Source organism: Mycobacterium shunyiense (assembly GCF_058270075.1).
Window position 1 is genome coordinate 801,849 of record NZ_JBZDPU010000015.1, and the last position, 16,557, is coordinate 818,405.

The 16,557-nt window shown below is 66.1% G+C and carries 16 protein-coding genes; 4 read left to right on the forward strand and 12 right to left on the reverse strand.

Annotated elements, in window-relative coordinates; all coding sequences use genetic code 11:
- From AC4ELH_RS18130 to AC4ELH_RS18170, 9 genes are all read right to left on the reverse strand, one after another.
- Positions 1-1,251, reverse strand: a complete 1,251-nt coding sequence (locus tag AC4ELH_RS18130; RefSeq protein ID WP_498885805.1) for an MlaD family protein — start codon at positions 1,249-1,251, stop codon at positions 1-3.
- Positions 1,248-2,513 (reverse strand): MCE family protein, encoded by a 1,266-nt coding sequence (locus AC4ELH_RS18135; protein WP_498885807.1) that lies wholly within the window; start codon positions 2,511-2,513, stop codon positions 1,248-1,250. The genes AC4ELH_RS18130 and AC4ELH_RS18135 overlap by 4 nt, the downstream gene beginning before the upstream one ends.
- Positions 2,510-3,628, reverse strand: a complete 1,119-nt coding sequence (locus tag AC4ELH_RS18140; protein WP_498885809.1) for an MCE family protein — start codon at positions 3,626-3,628, stop codon at positions 2,510-2,512. The genes AC4ELH_RS18135 and AC4ELH_RS18140 overlap by 4 nt, the downstream gene beginning before the upstream one ends.
- Complete coding sequence (locus AC4ELH_RS18145) at positions 3,625-4,698, reverse strand: MlaD family protein (RefSeq protein WP_498885811.1); 1,074 nt, start codon at positions 4,696-4,698, stop codon at positions 3,625-3,627. The genes AC4ELH_RS18140 and AC4ELH_RS18145 overlap by 4 nt, the downstream gene beginning before the upstream one ends.
- The gene (locus AC4ELH_RS18150; protein ID WP_064886809.1) at positions 4,691-5,746 is read right to left on the reverse strand and encodes an MlaD family protein; all 1,056 of its coding nucleotides are present in this window, start codon (positions 5,744-5,746) and stop codon (positions 4,691-4,693) included. Before AC4ELH_RS18150 ends, AC4ELH_RS18145 begins: the two co-directional genes overlap by 8 nt.
- A complete protein-coding gene (locus AC4ELH_RS18155; RefSeq protein ID WP_498885814.1) occupies positions 5,743-7,236 on the reverse strand; it encodes an MlaD family protein in 1,494 nt (497 codons plus the stop codon). Before AC4ELH_RS18155 ends, AC4ELH_RS18150 begins: the two co-directional genes overlap by 4 nt.
- Positions 7,237-8,094 (reverse strand): ABC transporter permease, encoded by an 858-nt coding sequence (locus AC4ELH_RS18160; RefSeq protein ID WP_064886807.1) that lies wholly within the window; start codon positions 8,092-8,094, stop codon positions 7,237-7,239.
- Position 8,095: 1 nt separating this feature from the next.
- A complete protein-coding gene (locus AC4ELH_RS18165) occupies positions 8,096-8,965 on the reverse strand; it encodes an MlaE family ABC transporter permease (protein ID WP_064886806.1) in 870 nt (289 codons plus the stop codon).
- A gap of 477 nt (positions 8,966-9,442) precedes the next feature.
- Positions 9,443-9,811 carry an ArsR/SmtB family transcription factor gene (locus AC4ELH_RS18170; RefSeq protein ID WP_064957022.1) on the reverse strand — a complete coding sequence of 123 codons (369 nt, stop codon included), beginning with the start codon at positions 9,809-9,811 and terminating at the stop codon, positions 9,443-9,445.
- A 97-nt stretch (positions 9,812-9,908) separates the two neighbouring features.
- On the opposite strand from AC4ELH_RS18170, the gene AC4ELH_RS18175 reads away from it, so the two are divergent.
- Together AC4ELH_RS18175 and AC4ELH_RS18180 are read left to right on the forward strand one after the other, a co-directional pair.
- Positions 9,909-11,129, forward strand: a complete 1,221-nt coding sequence (locus AC4ELH_RS18175; RefSeq protein WP_498886207.1) for an MFS transporter — start codon at positions 9,909-9,911, stop codon at positions 11,127-11,129.
- Between the two features lie 54 nt (positions 11,130-11,183).
- Positions 11,184-12,209 (forward strand): NAD(P)H-dependent glycerol-3-phosphate dehydrogenase, encoded by a 1,026-nt coding sequence (locus AC4ELH_RS18180; protein ID WP_064886803.1) that lies wholly within the window; start codon positions 11,184-11,186, stop codon positions 12,207-12,209.
- Between the two features lie 55 nt (positions 12,210-12,264).
- Here the strand turns inward: AC4ELH_RS18180 and AC4ELH_RS18185 are convergent, their stop codons facing one another.
- Positions 12,265-12,894 carry a helix-turn-helix domain-containing protein gene (locus AC4ELH_RS18185; RefSeq protein ID WP_448443668.1) on the reverse strand — a complete coding sequence of 210 codons (630 nt, stop codon included), beginning with the start codon at positions 12,892-12,894 and terminating at the stop codon, positions 12,265-12,267.
- A 116-nt stretch (positions 12,895-13,010) separates the two neighbouring features.
- Between AC4ELH_RS18185 and AC4ELH_RS18190 the strand changes: the two genes are divergently transcribed.
- Positions 13,011-14,156, forward strand: a complete 1,146-nt coding sequence (locus AC4ELH_RS18190) for a zinc-binding dehydrogenase (protein ID WP_498885817.1) — start codon at positions 13,011-13,013, stop codon at positions 14,154-14,156.
- Between the two features lie 18 nt (positions 14,157-14,174).
- Positions 14,175-15,614 (forward strand): amino acid permease, encoded by a 1,440-nt coding sequence (locus tag AC4ELH_RS18195; RefSeq protein ID WP_171504425.1) that lies wholly within the window; start codon positions 14,175-14,177, stop codon positions 15,612-15,614.
- Between the two features lie 3 nt (positions 15,615-15,617).
- Here the strand turns inward: AC4ELH_RS18195 and AC4ELH_RS18200 are convergent, their stop codons facing one another.
- Both AC4ELH_RS18200 and AC4ELH_RS18205 read right to left on the reverse strand, forming a co-directional pair.
- Entirely contained in the window at positions 15,618-16,133 is a 516-nt protein-coding gene (locus AC4ELH_RS18200; RefSeq protein WP_064886801.1) for a hypothetical protein, read from the reverse strand.
- A gap of 53 nt (positions 16,134-16,186) precedes the next feature.
- Complete coding sequence (locus AC4ELH_RS18205) at positions 16,187-16,501, reverse strand: hypothetical protein (protein ID WP_064886800.1); 315 nt, start codon at positions 16,499-16,501, stop codon at positions 16,187-16,189.
- Between the last annotated feature and the right edge of the window lie 56 nt (positions 16,502-16,557).

Sequence of the window (16,557 nt, forward strand, 5' to 3'; positions counted from 1 at the left end):
TTAGCGGGGCGGCTCGATCGGCAGGGTCGGGCCGCCGTAGGGCGTGGGAATGGTGTAGCGCCCCTTCGGTGTCGGATCGGTCGTGCGCCCGAGGTCGGCTCCGGGCGGCGGGCCCGCGGTGTCGTCACCTGCCGGACGCGGCGCATTCTTGGCGCCACGAACCAGGACACCGGGGTGGTCGTCGCGACAATACGTGTACATGTAGGGCTCCGGGTAGTCGGCCGACGCCGGTGGCCGGCGCGGTGTCCCGTAGTCACACGTATAGCGCGGATAGATGTCAGCCGTTGCCCACAGCCCGTTGTCGTGCATGACGCTGCCCAGCGCGTCGAGCACCGAGGTGCGGTAGTTCGGGAACAGTGCATTCAAGGCCGGCACCCGCAGATACAGCAATTGCGAAGTGCTGGCGAGGCTCCCGAGCAACTGCACCATGGTGTCGGAGTTGTCGGTGAACAGGTTGTCGACCGAGTTCAACGCTCCCGGGGTCTGATTCGTCAGCCGGCGAAAGCCCTCACGCATCTTGTTGATCCCGTCGAACGACGAGTCGAGGTTGTCCGACGCGACGGCGATCCCGGCGTTCTTCTCCGACATCAGGTTGAACACCACGCGGCTGTTGCGCAGCATGCTCACCGTCTCGGGCAGCACCGAATCCAGGGTGGACAGCAGGAATGTGCCGCCGTCGATGACGTCTTTGAGCTTGCCCGGCCCAGCCTGCGACATGCTCAGTTCCCGGCGGATCACTTCCAGCTTGGCGGTATCGACCTGGGCCAGCGCACCGTCGGCGTCGGCGAGCAACTGGGCCAGGCTGACCGGCACCGTGGCCTTGCCCAGACCGATCACACTGCCGTCGGTGAGGAACGGGCCGTCTGCCGTGTTGGCCGCGAAATCGATGTACTGCTCACCGGCCGGTGACAATCCGGACACCCGGACATCGCTGGACTTCGGGATGGAGACCGCCGAATTCACGTTGACGACCGCGCTGACCCCGGCGGGTGTGATGTTGAGTCGCTCCACCCGCCCCACCCGCACGCCGCGCAACGTGACGTCCTGGTTGGGCAGCAGGCCGGCGGATTCCGGAAGCTCGATGGTGATGCGGTAACTCGAGTCGAACGGCTTGACCCGCAGCGCCCCGATCATCAGGTAGGCGCCGGCCACCACCAGGGTCATCACCAGCGCGCCGGCCGAAAGCCAGGCGCGACGCCGATACCCGGCCCGGACCACGCCGACGACGAGGTCGGCCAGTGAGTTGATCATCGCGGCACCTCCGCCGCCGGCACCGGCGCCGGTGGCTCAGCGGGGACAGCCGGCGGCTCACCCGGGGGTGGCTCCGGAGGAGCCGCGGGTGCCGGGACGATCTCACCGGGCTCGGTCGGGCTGGGAATCACCGGCATCTGCGGTACCGCAGGGCCACGACCCACGACGCGCTCCTGCAGCCGCAACAACGTGTACTGCAGCGAGCCGACCAGCTGATGCCAGTTGTAACGCTTGGGGCCGTGCAATCCGGGATCACCGCCGAACCCGATATCGGGAATCGATCCCAGAACCAGCCGGTCGATGCTGGCGCGCACCGAAAGGCCGCTGCCGGACGTCGCTTTCACCAGGGGCGGCATCAGCCGGTTGAGCGCGTACAGCGAGGCATCCGGGGACAGCGCGACATCGTTCCACGCGCCCGCCACCTTGTTGGCGTCGGCGATCACGCTGCGCCCGCTGGTGTCGGTACCCGCGATCGACGGGAACTTGCGCAATTGCGCAGAGGTGTCGCCGATCTGGGTGATCAGGTCGGCGATCTGGGTGGTGTGCTCGGCCAGTGTGTCGGTGGCCGGCCCGGCCGCATCCATCAACTCACTGACGGTCTGGTTCTTCTCGTCGATCTGCTTCAACAGCCGCGAGGTCTCGGTCATGGCGGTCGACAGCTGGTCGGAGCGCGCGTTCAGGGTGCCCAGCGTGTGGTTCGTCTTGGCGATCAGATTGCCGAACGCCTGCCCCTGATCACCGGTGGCCTTGCCCATCCCGTTGATGATGTTGGTGAAGTTGCGCACGGCGCCACCGTTGACCAGGATCGCCGCCGAGCCCAGCAGTGATTCCACGGTCGCGGCGGCGCGGGTGTCGTCCAGACCGATGGTGTCGCCGTCCTTGAGCAGCGGGGCGTTCGCGTCGACCGGGCTCGGCGGCCTGACCGAGACGAACACGTCGCCCAGCGGTGTCGCCGAACGCAATTCGGCGGTGGTGCCATGGGGCAGACGGACCCCGTCCATGATGTGCAGGGTGGTCACGGCGGTGTAGTCCTTTGCCACCATCGACTCGAGCTCACCCACGTCGGCACCGGCCAACTTCACCTTGGCATTGGCCGGCAGGTTCAAGGCGTTCGAGAACACCGCGGTCAGCCGGTAGCCGCCAGAACCGACGCCGGGTGCCGGCAACGGCAGGCTGGCCAGGCCTTCGGAGGCGCATCCCGACACGGCCAGACATGCCGTCATCACCACCAGCAGAACGTATTTACGCCACGGTCGTTTCATCGCTGCCCCATCGCCGCCATGCCGTCGAGCATGTAGGAAAGCCCGAAGTCGGGACCGAAGTCCTGCACCGTTCCGGTGCTGCAGCCGAGCTGCCGCAGTCCCATCATGTTGCAGACCTCCTTGACGGTCTGCGAGTCGAACAGCACCTTGTCCACCAGGACGTGTGCCCGCGCCGAGCCGTTGTTCTGATCGACGATGTTGTAGATGTTGTCCAGCGTCAACGGGGCCAGATCGAGGAACTCTGCGAGATCACGCCGCTGGTCCACCGTCGTGGTCAGCGCGGTATTGCCGTTGAGGACAATCTGTTTCACCTCTTCGCGGTGGGTCTGCAATACCTCGCCCACCTGGGTGATCACCTCATTGATCTTCTTGCCGGTGGTGCCGCTGCCGAAGTTCTCGTCGGCCAGGATCTGGCTGAGTTGACGCACTGACGAACCGAATTCCCGCAACGTGGCGTCGTTGCGGGAGGCGGCTTCGAACAACGAGCTCAAGTTCCGCACGATCGTGGTGAGCTGGTCGCGAGTCACCGCTCCGCGATCCGCACTGAGCCGCAACGCGTCCGACAGTTCACCGAGAGCGTCCTTCATCTGCTGCCCGTTGCCGTCGGCGATCGCCGCACTGGCGTTGACGACATCGGCCAGCGGTCCGTTGCCCTTGCCGTCGCCCTTCAGCGACGAGGACAACTTGTCCAACACATCCAGCACCCGGGCGAACTCGACGGGCGTCCTGGTTCGGTTCAGGCCGATCGTGTCGTGATTCTGCAGCGTGGCCCCACCGTGGTAAGCCGGGGTCAGCTCGATCTGGCGGTCGGTGAGAATCGAGTTGGAGATGGTGACCGCCTGCGCATCAGCCGGGACCGAAACGTCCTTGTCGACGGTGAACTCGACCTCGACGTAATTGCCCTTGGGCGTGATCTTGGCGACCTGGCCCACCTGCATGCCGAGCACCGCTACCGTGTTTCCTTCGTAAAGGCCTGCAGCACTGTCAAATTGAGCCGTCACGGTGATGGTGTCGGTCCGATTTTTCAGAAACCACCAACCCGCGCCGGCCACCGCCGCGACCAGCACGGCACCGGCCACGCACAGCGCAGCGATCTTGCTCCTGAACACGCTCATTGGCAGTCCTTGTAGTACTGGATCATGTTGAACTGCTTGGCCCGGCCGCTGATCGCACACATCCAGGAGTCGATCAGCAGCCCGTTGCCGACGTGCATCTCCCCAGCGTTGCCGTTGCCGGTGGCGTTGGCGAGCCCGCGCAGGGCCACCGGGCCGGACTGCAGCGTGCTGCGCAGCAGATCGTCATGCTGCCCCAGCATGTTGGACAGGTCGCGGAGGTTGGTGAGCAGCTGCTCGAGCTGCGGCCGGTCGTCGATCACGATGCCGGTCAGCGTCTGGACCAGATTGGTCAGGGCCGCGAGCATGGCCTGAAATGAGGCCCGGCGCATGACGAACTCGCCGACCAGGTCGTTGCCCTGGTCGACCAGGTTGCCGATCGTGGCCTGCTGGCGACGCAGCGTGTTACCGACCAGATCCGTGGTCTCCAGCAGGGAGCCCAGTTGGTCGCGTCGGTCGGCGATGATGGTCGCCAGCGTGTGCGTGTTCTCCAGTGCCTTGGGCACCACCGCAGGCAGACCCTCCATCTGCTTGCCGAGGATGCCCAGTGTCTGCGCGAACTTGTCGGAGTCGACCTGTTCGAAGGTGGTCGTGACATCGCCCAACGCCTCCTGCAGGTCGTAGGGCACCTCGGTATGGGTGAGGTCGAAGGTGTTGTCGGGCAAGGAACCCGTGCCCGCCGGCTGCAGGGCCAGATAGCGAGATCCCAGGATCGTGGTGATCTTGATGACTGCCCGGGAGTCCTGTCCGAGCGGAACATCGTCGCGCACCTTGAGCTTGGCCTCGACGTGGTCACCGGCCAGCTTCATGCTCCTCACCTCGCCCACCGGCATGCCTGCGACGGTGATCGGGTTGCCGGCCTTGAGCGCAGCAGCCTGCTGGAAGCGCGCGGTGTACTGCCGGTAACCGACATCAGCCACCTTGACGATCAGCATCGCCCCGATCAGCACGGTCACCACAGCGATCGCCATCATCCCGAGCCACGTCCGGTTGTAGCTCTCCAGGGGACGCCGCTTCTTCTTCGGCTTCTTCGGCGCCGGCGGATTCTCGGTCTTCGTCAGCTGATCAACCATTGGCCATGTTCCTGCATTTCGGGGTGTACTGCGCCTTGTTCCCCGGGGTGGCCGCGTCGACGATGATCGGTGTGACGTCGTTGAGACCAGGGAAGAATCCCGTCGCGTTCAGATCGCATGCATAGGTGGTGGCGTAGGCACCCTCGTTGGTCATCCGGGCGAATCCCTTGAGCAGCAACGGCAAGTTGGCGCCGGTGAAAGCCAGCTGCGGTTCGATCCCCACCATGTGTGCGGCGAACCCGGGCTGCCGGGTCACTAGTTCGTTCAGCGACGGATACACCTGGTCACTGATGGACGACAGCTGCTGCACCACCTTGGAGATGGAACCCAGGGAGTCCACCATCTCGGGCCGGCGAGCATCGAATGTGGCTACCATGCCGCGGGTTTGGGTGATCACCTCGTCCAGGCTGTCGTTGTGTTGCGCCAGGTTCTTGGCCACCGCGTTCAAGTTGTTGATCACCTCTCCGAGTTCCTGATCCCGGCCGGCGAAGGAATCGGTCAACTGCGAGGTCTGGTCGACGAGCGCGACGATCGAGGCGTTGTCGCCTTGCAGCGAGGCGATGACGCCTTTGGTGAGATTGTCGGCGTCGCGGGGATTGAGCACGCTGAACAGTGGCTCGTAGCCGTTGAGCAGGGCCCCGACGTCGAACGACGGATCGGTCTGATCGACCGGGATCGTGCTGCCGGCCGGAAGTGGGCCCGGATCACCGATATTGCCCAGCGACAGGCCGAGATACCGCTGCCCGACGATGTTCTGGTAGGTCACCGAGGCGACTGTCCGGCCGTACATCGGCTGGTTGTCCTGCACCACGAACGACACCTTGGCCAACGCGCCCTGCAGTTCGATCTTCTCGACGCGCCCGACCCGCACGCCGGCCATCCGGACGTCGTCGCCCTCACGCAGGCCGAACACGTCGGAAAACAGTGCGGCGTACGGCACCGTCTTACCGGCCACATCACGGCGCAGCGTGACGTACACCAGCCACGTCAACCCGAGCGCGACCACCATGAAAAGCGACAGGCCGATCATTGCCCCGCGGTACTTCATCGGCCTCCCTCTCCTGAAACTGGTTGCGGCGCCTCGGCGGGCAGCAGTGGACCGTCAGGTGCCGGCGCTGCACCGGGTGCGGGAGCCGACCCGGGGACCGACGCCGCCGGCGGTGAACCGGGCGGCCGCGGTGCCACCGGTGCGATCGGCGACAGCGGCACCGGCGGAGGCGGCGTCGGCATGAGTGCGGGGTTCGCCGTCCCCGGCACCGGCCCGGCCGGCGGCATCCACGGTGGCAGCGGCGGATTCGGATCCGAAAGGTCGGGGTTCGGGTTGACCAACGGCGGACCGACCGCGACCAGATTCCCGTTGGCGCCCAACGCTGTTCCGGGCGGCGGCAGCAGATCCGCCGGCGGTTGGTAGTTCTCCGGAAGCAACACATCCGGCAGCGACGGGCGGGTCGGCACCAGTGGGGCGGTGAAGCAGCTGGGACCCTTGAGCCCGGAGTACTGCGGGCAGTCGGCACGGGTGTAGGCGTAGCTCGGTGTCAGCGAGAGGTTCACCCGCATGTTGCCGAAGTCGTTCTCGGGCATCCACACGTGATCGAAGAACTTGCCCGACAGCTGGTTGAGCTTGACGAAGGCCGGCACCCAGTTGTTCGAGGTGTCCGCCAGCACGCCCAGTACCGGGGTCAGGTTCGACGTGGTCTTGACCAGTTGATCGGTGTGGTTGTCCAGAGCGGTGTGGGTGGTCCCCACGGTGTGGATCCCGCCGTTGATCATCGTGTTCAGCTGCGAGCGTTGCTCGACCAGCGTGCGCATCGGCTCCACCGCCTTGTGCAGGGCGTCGAGCAGATCCGGCGCGGTCTGTTGCAACCCGTGGGTCGCATCGATCAGGGCGGAGACGGTGGTGTCGCCGGGCTCGGTCGCCACCACCGCATCGAGTTGATCGATCAACCGGTTCAATTGCGCTCCGCTGGTGAGCAATTCGTTGCGACGGTTCTCGGTCGCGGCATTCACCGCGGCCAGGATGCCCACTGTCTTGTCCTCACGGCCACGACCCGTCGCGGCAAGCACATCGCGCAGCTTGCTGATCGTGGTCTGGAACAGCACCGTGGGAAGCTCGGTGTCCTCGGGGATCTGGGCGCCCGCCGCGATGGGTGCACCGGGGCCCCTGTCGACGAGTTGCACCGACGACACCGCGAAGACATTGCTGGGCACCACCCGTGCGGTCACCGTGTTCGGGATGGACCCGGCGTACTCGGGTTTGAGGTCGATGTGGACGAAGTTCGGGTCGCCGTTGGCGGCGGGGACGACGTCGTCGACCATCCCGACGAGCACGCCGTGGTACTTGACGTCGGACCGCTGCGGTAGACCGTCGCCGACGTTGACCAGCGCGGCCACCACCGGCACCCGGTCGTCCAGCTTCCCGGTGGCCTTCACCAGAAGGAATGTCGAAACCAGCGCTGCCACAACGAGTACCGCGGCTCCACAGCCGAGCAACTGACGGTCGGACGGACCCCGACCATCCATTTCCAGCGAGTTACCCATCTAGCCGCCGAACCTCGCTCCTGAATCGACCGTCCACAGCGCCATGGTGAGCAGCATGTTGACGATCACCACTACGGTGATGCTGGCGCGCATGGCGTGACCGGCGGCCACACCCACCCCTACCGGTCCGCCCGAGGCGTAGAACCCGTAGTAGCACTGCACCGTGGAGGCGATCCACACGAAGATGACTGCCTTCAGCACCGAGTAGAGGATGTCCTGCCCGGACAGCATGAGGCTGAAGTAATGCAGATAGGAACCGGTCGAACCGCCGCTGATCAGGAAGACCACCAACTGGGTGGTCAGATAGCTGACCGCAAGACAGAGCGCGTAGAGCGGGATCACGGCGATCACCGCAGCCATCAGCCGCGTGGTGACCAGATACGGGATCGGACGGATCGCGATGGAATCGAGTGCGTCGATCTCCTCGGCGATGCGCATCGAGCCCAGCTGCGCGGTGAACCGGCAACCGGCTTGCGTCGCGAAGGCCAGCGACGCCGCGATCGGTGCCAGCTCGCGGGTGTTCACCAACGACGAGATGATGCCGGTGGCCGGACCGAGCCCGAGCAGATCGAGAAAGTTGTAGCCCTCGATACCGACGAGTGCACCCATCGTGATGCCCAGTACGACCGCGACCCCGATGGTGCCGCCGCCGACCACGAGTGAGCCGTTGCCCCAGGCGATGTCGGAGAGCAGCCGGACGAATTCACTGCGGTAGTGCCGCAGCACGATCGGTACCGCTGTCAGCGCCCGGACGAAGAACACCATCATGTGGCCCAGCCGCATGACCGGCTTGGAGGCCCGCCGGTAGAGCCGGACCCACGGCGCCAGTAGCGGCGGAACGAATGCCGAGGCCGTCACGTCACAGCCCGACCCGGGGGAACAGCATGATGTAGAGCTGGCTTATCGCCACGTTGACCACCATCAGCAACAGAATCGATTCCACTACCGCCGCATTCACAGAGTTCGCCACACCGGTGGGCCCACCTTTGGTCGACAATCCCTTCTGACACGACACCACCGCGACGATGGCGCCGAAGATCACCGCCTTCACCAGAGCCACGATCATGTCGCCGGTGGTGGCGAACGAGGCGAAGGTTGCCACGAAGCTGCCGGGGGCGCCGTTCTGGAAATAGACGTTGAACAGGAAGCTGGCCAGGAAGCCGACGAAGCACACCACCCCGGTCAGCGCCACGCCGATCATGATGGCGGCGACGAAGCGCGGCACGACCAACCGCTGAATCACCGAGACACCCATGACCTCCATGGCGTCGGTTTCCTCACGCATGGTCCGCGAGCCCAGATCGGCGGTGATCGCCGAACCCACCGCAGCCGCCATGAGGACCGCAGCGACCAGTGACGCGGCCTGCCGGATCACCGCCAGGCCACTGGCCGCGCCGGCCAGTGACGTCGCGCCGACCTGTCCGGCCAACAGCGCGAACTGGATCGAGAGGGTGACGCCGATCGGCAGGGCCACCAGCACGGTGGGCAGCACGGCGGTGCCGGCCATGAACGCGCCCTGCCGGATGAACTCCTGCCACTGGAAGCGGCCCGTCACAAGGTCGAGGAACAGGATCTGGACGGTGCGGACGCCGAGCACGAACTGGTCCCCGACCGTGGCGAGCGACGCCAGCGGATGACGCCGGGCATAACCGGTGGCCCAATTCTCGATGGCGTCGATTCCCCGCTCCGGTTCGACCCCATCGGTCACGCTCTCAGGCGGCGCCGTCATCCTCTCTCATTAAGCAGCAGAACCAGCAAAGATCAACCCTCCCCAAACCGAGGTACGGCCGCTCTCGGCCGAATAACTCGCATTGGATGGCACCGTAACGTCGAGACTCGATCCCCGTCAACGTTTTGCCGAATTATCATTCACTTAGCGAGATGGGCTCATCAATTTCCGGCAAACCACCCGCTGCCGGCGTCACGCAGCCACCACCACTCGAACGTGCGGACGATGCCTTGTCACTTCCTGTATCACGTGTAAATACAGTGCATTCAGGCCATTGCGAGGGCGATCGGCATTGACGCCGACGCAAGTGCCGCGCTCTGACCGACCGAGGATTCGCGCCGCACAAACGAACTCGCTGCGGAATCAGTGTCCGGTATGGCCGTTAACTTTGCCGATCGTGCCGAAAGGGTGGAAATGCTGTCGGATTTTTGCCGACGATGGGCGTCCCGCCGCCTGGCTCACCGCCCGCGCCGAAGTCTACTGACTACGGGCGATGTCAGTCGGGTTTCGCAACATCTCGGCCGTACCGGCTTCCCGGTTCGCCTGCGCCACGATCGCAGACAGCAGACCGGGCATGGCGGCGTCCACATCATGGGCGCGCAACCGCTGATAGACGTGACCCTCACTGATCACCCGCTCGGTGAGGCCGGCGTCGCGCAGGATGTTGAAGTGGTGAGTGGCCGTCGACTTGTTGATGCCGTCATAGAGCCCCGCACATTTCACCGGCTCACCGGCGTCGTATAGGCGGCGCACCATCTCGAGCCGCACAGGGTCCTGCAGAGCAGCCAGCAATTGAGGCAACGTGCCCACCGGACACGGCGCCTCGACCGTCGGAGCATCTGCCATGCGTGTCCCCCGCCAGAAACAAGTTTGATGAACGTCAAACCCGGCGTAGGCTCGGCCAGGTTCGATGAGCATCGAACCTACCGGACGGGGAGTGGCGATGGCGCAGATTTCGGCGGAGACCGCCCTCGGGCGCGAAGTCGAGCACGGCCAACGCTGGGCCTATCCGCTGCTGCTCATCTTCAGCGGGGTGGCGCTGGGAGTCTCGGGCCTGCCCGCGCCGCTGTACGGAATCTACGAAACAGCCTGGCATCTCACGCCGCTGGCCACCACGGTCATCTTCGCGGTGTACGCGCTGGCCGCGCTGGCCGCCGTCCTCATCTCCGGCCGCATCTCCGACGTGATCGGCCGCAAGCCCGTACTCGTCGGCGCCCTGATCGCCATGCTCATCGGGCTCGGCGTGTTCCTGGTCGCCGACAACATGGCCCTGCTCTTGCTGGCCCGCACCATCCACGGCGCGGCCATCGGATCGATCGTGGTGGTCGCCGCCGCCGCACTGCTGGACCTGCGCCCGCACCGCGGTGTGCGGTCGGGACAACTCAGCGGTGTCGCCTTCAACATCGGCATGACGGTGGCGATCATCGGCTCCGCCGTCCTCGCGCAGTACGCCCCGCACCCGCTGCGCACCCCTTACGCCGTCGTCGCGGTGATCTGCGTACTTGTCGGCGTCGGCGTACTGGCGCTGCGCGAAACCCACACCACCCGTTCCCCCGGCCCGATCCGTATCTCGAAACCCGCTGTGGCCAAGGAAATTCGATCAGACTTCTGGTTCGCCGCACTCGGCGCCATGGCGTCGTGGTCGGTCCTGGGCGTACTGCTGTCGCTGTATCCGTCACTGGCCGCCCACCAGACCCACATCGAGAACCTGGTGTTCGGCGGCGGGGTCGTGGCCATCACCGCGTTCTCCGCGGCCATGGCCCAACTGGCTGCCACCCGCATCCCGGCACACCGTTCCGCGATCATCGGTGACATCGGCATGGCGATCACCCTGATACTGACCATTCCGGTGTTGCTCACCCACTCCTGGCCCCTGGTGTTCGTCGCGGCAGCAATGCTCGGTGCGACGTTCGGGCTCGGGTTCGGCGGATCGCTGCGGCACCTGTCCCATGTCGTCCCGGCCGACCAGCGCGGCGAGACCATGTCTGCGTTCTACCTGCTGGCCTACACCGCCATGGCCGTCCCGACCCTGCTGGCCGGCTGGGCCGCCACCCGTTGGGATCTGGCCACCGTCTTCCCGTGGTTCGCCGGCGCGGTGTCGACGGCGTGCCTGGCGGCCGCGGTCATCGGCGCACTGAGCCGACGCAGAACCGCCACCGGCTGACCCAGTTCGACAAGTTGCGCTCAGCAACCGCGTCTCGGCAATACGCTGATCGCCATGGCACCAGCGCAACGCGAACCGAACGTCGTCGTCCTCGGCGGCGGATCCTGGGGCACCACCGTCGCCTCCATCTGCGCCCGGCGCGGGCCGACGCTGCAGTGGGTGCGCTCGGCGGAGACTGCCGAGGACATCAACGACAACCACCGCAACTCGCGCTACCTGGGCAACGAGGTGGTGTTACCCGAAAGCCTCAAGGCCACCAACGATTTCAACGAGGCGGCCAACTGCGCCGACGTGATCGTGATGGGTGTGCCGTCCCACGGCTTCCGCGGAGTTCTCACCGAACTGGCCCGTGAACTGCGCCCGTGGGTGCCGGTGGTCTCCCTGGTCAAAGGCCTGGAACAGGGCACCAACATGCGGATGAGCGAGATCGTCGACGAGGTGCTGCCCGGGCATCCGGCCGGCATCCTGGCCGGGCCGAACATCGCCCGCGAGGTGGCCGAAGGCTATGCGGCGGCCGCAGTGCTGGCCATGCCCGACCAACATCTGGCAGCGAACCTGGCACAGTTGTTCCGCACCAAACGTTTTCGCACCTACACCACCGACGACGTGGTGGGCGTGGAGATGGCCGGCGCGCTCAAGAACGTCTACGCCATCGCCGTCGGCATGGGCTACTCACTGGGCATCGGAGAGAACACCCGCGCGATGGTGATGGCCCGCGCGGTGCGGGAGATGGCCAAACTGGGCGAGGCAGTCGGCGGCCAGCGCGACACGTTCGCCGGCCTGGCCGGCATGGGAGACCTCATCGTCACCTGTACCAGCCAGCGCAGTCGCAACCGCCATGTCGGCGAACAACTGGGATCGGGCAAGTCCATCGACGAGATCATCGCGTCGATGAATCAGGTCGCCGAGGGCGTCAAGGCCGCCAGCGTGATCATGGAGTTCGCCGACAAGTACGGGCTCAACATGCCGATCGCCCGCGAGGTCGACGCGGTGATCAACCATGGCGCGAAGGTCGAGGACGCTTACTACGGCTTGATGATCGAGAAGCCCGGCCACGAGGTGCACGGGTCGGGGTTCTGATTTTCCTCACCGAGAGTGAACGCTGTGGTCGCTCTCGGTCGCTTGCCTTCGACCTCTACGTCACTTTCGCGGAACCGGGCTCGACACCGCGCACCGCTGCGCGGAAATCCTCGGCCCCGACCGGCGGGGCGATGGTCCAGAGCACCTCGGCCTCGTCGTCGGTCGGGTTGTGCCAGTCATGCAGTTGGGTCGCACCGAAGGTCATGCTGTCGCCGGTGTCGAGCAACGTGGTCTGGCCCTCGACGGTGATGCTGAGTCCACCCTTGAGCACGTAGACGAAAATCGTTGCGGCATCGAGCCGATAGGCCCCTCCCGAACCACCGCCCGGCCGCATGATGGTGTGCATCACCTGCACATGGTGTTCGGTCTTCGGGGTCAGCAACTCTTCCCTGACCCCGTGTCCGCCCATCTCCAGCGGCGCACCGGCTCCGCTGCGCACCACGGGCGCCGAGGGGTACTCGAACAGATCACCGATGCCGATCTCCAAGGCATCGCAGATGCGCATCAGCACCGGGACCGACACATTGGTCATCCCCCGCTCGGCCAGGCTCAAGAAGCCCTTGGTCACCTCGGCCCGGGCGGCCACCTCGGTCAGGCTCAATCCGCGCTGACCGCGGAACTCACGCAGCCGCGCCCCGGCCCGCCCCATACCGGTCTCCGTGCCGGTCTGGCCCCCGTCCGCCACTGAGGCTCCCCCTTCCTGTTGACGCCCGTTCGTTTAGTGGTGTAAAACACAGCCATTGTTTTATGGCATTGAACCCTACACGTGGGCGGTGCCCCCAAAGCACAGAAAGGCACGCGGTGCCTGCACCTGCAACCGAACCCACGAGCGAGTCGACGCGGATTCAGGCCGCCGTCCTCGACGGCAACGGAACCATCAGCATCGAGCACGTCGACCTCGCTGCCCCCGGCCCCGGCGAGGTGCAGGTCCGGATCGCGGCCGCCGGCGTCTGCCACTCCGACCTGCACGTCACCACCGGCGCCTGGGATGTCCCGGCGCCGGTGGTGCTGGGACACGAGGGATCCGGCGTGGTCACCGCGGTCGGCCCCGGCGTCGACGACCTCGAACCCGGCGATCATGTGGTGCTCAGTTGGGTGCCGGGCTGCGGTGAATGCCGCGCCTGCCAGGCCGGCCGGCCGGCCCAGTGCGCGCTGGTGGCGTCGGTCGTGGCCACCGGCGGCACCCTGTACGACGGAACCACCCGGCTGTCCAACGAGCGCGGCCAGATCCACCACTACCTCGGGGTGTCCTCCTACGCCGAGCAGGTCGTGGTCCCCCGCAGCGGCGCGATCAAGGTCCGCAAGGATGCGCCGCTGGAAGACATCGCGATCGTGGGCTGTGCGATCGCCACCGGAGTGGGCGCGGTGCGCAATACCGCCGACGTGCAACCCGATTCGACCGTCGCGGTGATCGGCTGCGGCGGGGTGGGTCTGGCCTGCGTCCAGGGCGCCCGACTGGCCGGCGCGTCACGCATCGTGGCGGTCGACGTCGTCGCCGAAAAGCTCTCCCTGGCAAGAACACTCGGTGCCACCGACACCGTCGATGCCTCGGCGGTCGAGGATGTCGTGGCAGCCCTGCGCGAGGTGCTGCCCGACGGATACGACTACATCTTCGACGCCATCGGCAAGATCGCCACCACCGAGCAGGCCATCGCGGCACTGGGCCTCGGCGGGGCCGCCGTCATTGTCGGGCTCCCGCCTGCCGGTGAGCGGGCCAGCTTCGACCCGCTCGCACTGGCCGAAGCCGATCAACGGATCCTGGGCTCAAACTACGGCTCGGCGGTTCCCGAGCGCGACATCCCGCAGCTGGTCGACGAGGTGATGGCGGGCAACCTCGACCTGGCCTCGATGATCTCCGCCCGGCGCCCCCTGGCCGAAGCCGCGGACGCTCTCGACGATCTGGCCGCCGGCCACGCATTGCGCCAACTCCTCGTCCCGATCGCCTGAGAAGAATCGAGATCCCAAGTGACTGAAGATCTTCAGACCCGGGCCGAGACCCCGACCGGGGATGCGGGCCTGCGCCGCGGGGTGATGGGCGGTGGCGAACTGGCCGCGCAGGCCATCGCCAACATCGCGCCCAGCGCCGTCATCGCGTTCACCGCCGCCGCCATCTACACCACCGCCAGTAACGGCACCTGGGTCTCGTTCGCCCTGGCCACCGTCGTCATTCTCTCGGTGGGCTACTGCATCTCGCAGTTCGCCAAGCGCCGTTCGAGCGCGGGTTCGCTGTACAGCTACGCCGCGACCGCACTGGGACCGTTCGGCGCCTACCTGACCGGCGTCAGCCTGATCATCGGATGCTTCGGCATCGCCGCGGGTTCACTGAGCGGCTCGGTGGCTTACACCGCCACCCTGCTCAACCAACTCGGCATTCCGATCCACGGAGTGGCCGCGCAGATCGTGCTGGCCGCCGTTCTGGGTGCGCTGGCCACCTTGTTCACCATCCGCGGCATCCGGCTCTCGGCGCGGGTTTCCCTTGTGCTGGAACTGGTTTCGGTGTCCATCATCATCCTGCTGCTGATCTTCACCCTGGTGCACCTGGGGGCGAGCGCTTTCGATGCCGATCAGTTCGACCTGACCGGCGCCAAACCTTCGGGTATCGCGGTGGGCATGGTGTTGGCGATCCTGGGCTTCGTCGGATTCTCCAGCGCCGACGCCCTGGCCCGCGAAGCCAGGGATCCCTACCGCGCGGTGCCGCGGGCCATCATGTGGAGCGCCGCAGGCGTGGGTGTGCTGTACGTCTTCGCCGCCTACACCCAGGTGGCCGCGCTGGGACCCGACCTCGGCGAATCCGCCCAACCGCTCAACGATCTCGCGACCCTGGTCGGCATGCCCGGCTGGTTCAATCCGATCCTCAACTTCGGTATCGCCGCATCGTTTTTCGCCGTGGTGGTCGCTCCGATGAACGTCATCGGCCGCATCTTGTACGTGATGGGTAAGGAGGGTGTGGTTCCGTCGGCGATCGGCCGGACCCACCCGACGCACCTGACCCCGCACCGTGCGCTGATCTCAGTCAGCCCCCTGGTGATCGCGGTGCCGGTGGTCCTGTACCTGGCAGGCGTCGACGCGATGGACGTCGTGACCTGGGTGGACACCTACGGGACCTACGGTTACATGGTGGCCTACGCCGCAGCTGCGATCGCAGCCGTGGTGTTCCTGCGCAGCATCAAGGTCCGTGTTCCGCTGGTCTGGCCGGCCGCCGCGCTGGCCATCGGATCAATGGCATATGTGTTCTACGCCAACGTGTATCCGGTGCCGGCCTACCCGCTCAACGTGATCCCGTGGTTGTTCCTGGCGACCGTTGCCGCCGCACTGGCCTGGTACTGGATTCTGAGCCGACGGTCACCGGAAGTGATCGCGAAGATCGGCACCAGCGACATGGAAACGCTCGAAGGAATCGGCTGAGCCTCAGCCGATCTGGAAGGTGGGCTTGAAGTCCGACTCCTGCTCACCGATGACGAAGCTGCCCGCCGGGCTGATCACGAAGCCCGCCTGATTGCGCCCGTCGATGCATGAGGTGGTCACCCCGTCGGTGCCGCAGCTCACCGTCTGATAGCTGAGCCGCGAATTGGGCGGCAACGGCTTGGGGTTCTCGACGACGGCGAAGACGGGGGCCGGCGAACTGGCGAACCCGGGTACTCCCGGCCCGCCGCTGACCAGGTTGGCCCCGTTGGGCGCGGCGGGGATCGGTCCGCTGCAGCCGTAGCTGCCGTTGCGCTGAATCACGCAGGTGATGCCCTCAGGGACGCTGAACGCGTACCAGGTCTTGTCCATCACCGCGTATTCGGAGGTCTTGACCGGTGCGTACGCGTTGACGTTGGGGGCGGCAGGCGCGGGATCGGGCTCCGCGAGTGCGGCACCGGGCACGCTCATCACTGCCGCTCCCGCGGCGCTCACCAGGCCAATCACCACTCTGCTCAGCACGCCGCCACCCTAACCCGGGGCGATAGAACGGTCCACCGCTCCGGGGCTGGGGGCTACTTGTCCTGACCGCAGGCGAGGTCGACGTAGACCGTGGTGTAGCGGACACGCTCCTCGGTGTTGCCCCGCGGCGCGGCCTTGAGTTCGGTGATGTCGCGGCCGGGACGGACCGCCTTGACGTTGCAGTCATTGATCGACCCGCTGCCGACGCGGGACAGGATGACGCGGTAGCCCTCGTCCTCCAGTTGCTTGATCGTCTGCTGCGCCGACCCTGTGCCGCCGGGCGCCGCGGCGGCCGGGGCTGCCAGCGCGCCCAATGCCAGACCGGCTCCCACGGAGGCGATGGCAACAGTTTTCCAGATGTTCACCATTGAATTACCTGGCCTTTCTCTTGCTGAGGTAGTTCCAGCCTAAAGAGCCATTTCAC

What these genes read in the sequence shown, in the direction of transcription:
- AC4ELH_RS18130 (WP_498885805.1), bottom strand. Translation starts at nt 1,251, where the DNA reads ATGATCAACTCACTGGCCGACCTCGTCGTCGGCGTGGTCCGGGCCGGG.
- AC4ELH_RS18135 (WP_498885807.1), bottom strand. Translation starts at nt 2,513, where the DNA reads ATGAAACGACCGTGGCGTAAATACGTTCTGCTGGTGGTGATGACGGCA.
- AC4ELH_RS18155 (WP_498885814.1), bottom strand. Translation starts at nt 7,236, where the DNA reads ATGGGTAACTCGCTGGAAATGGATGGTCGGGGTCCGTCCGACCGTCAG.
- AC4ELH_RS18150 (WP_064886809.1), bottom strand. Translation starts at nt 5,746, where the DNA reads ATGAAGTACCGCGGGGCAATGATCGGCCTGTCGCTTTTCATGGTGGTC.
- AC4ELH_RS18180 (WP_064886803.1), top strand. Translation starts at nt 11,184, where the DNA reads ATGGCACCAGCGCAACGCGAACCGAACGTCGTCGTCCTCGGCGGCGGA.
- AC4ELH_RS18145 (WP_498885811.1), bottom strand. Translation starts at nt 4,698, where the DNA reads ATGGTTGATCAGCTGACGAAGACCGAGAATCCGCCGGCGCCGAAGAAG.
- AC4ELH_RS18140 (WP_498885809.1), bottom strand. Translation starts at nt 3,628, where the DNA reads ATGAGCGTGTTCAGGAGCAAGATCGCTGCGCTGTGCGTGGCCGGTGCC.
- AC4ELH_RS18165 (WP_064886806.1), bottom strand. Translation starts at nt 8,965, where the DNA reads ATGACGGCGCCGCCTGAGAGCGTGACCGATGGGGTCGAACCGGAGCGG.
- AC4ELH_RS18170 (WP_064957022.1), bottom strand. Translation starts at nt 9,811, where the DNA reads ATGGCAGATGCTCCGACGGTCGAGGCGCCGTGTCCGGTGGGCACGTTG.
- AC4ELH_RS18175 (WP_498886207.1), top strand. Translation starts at nt 9,909, where the DNA reads ATGGCGCAGATTTCGGCGGAGACCGCCCTCGGGCGCGAAGTCGAGCAC.
- AC4ELH_RS18205 (WP_064886800.1), bottom strand. Translation starts at nt 16,501, where the DNA reads ATGGTGAACATCTGGAAAACTGTTGCCATCGCCTCCGTGGGAGCCGGT.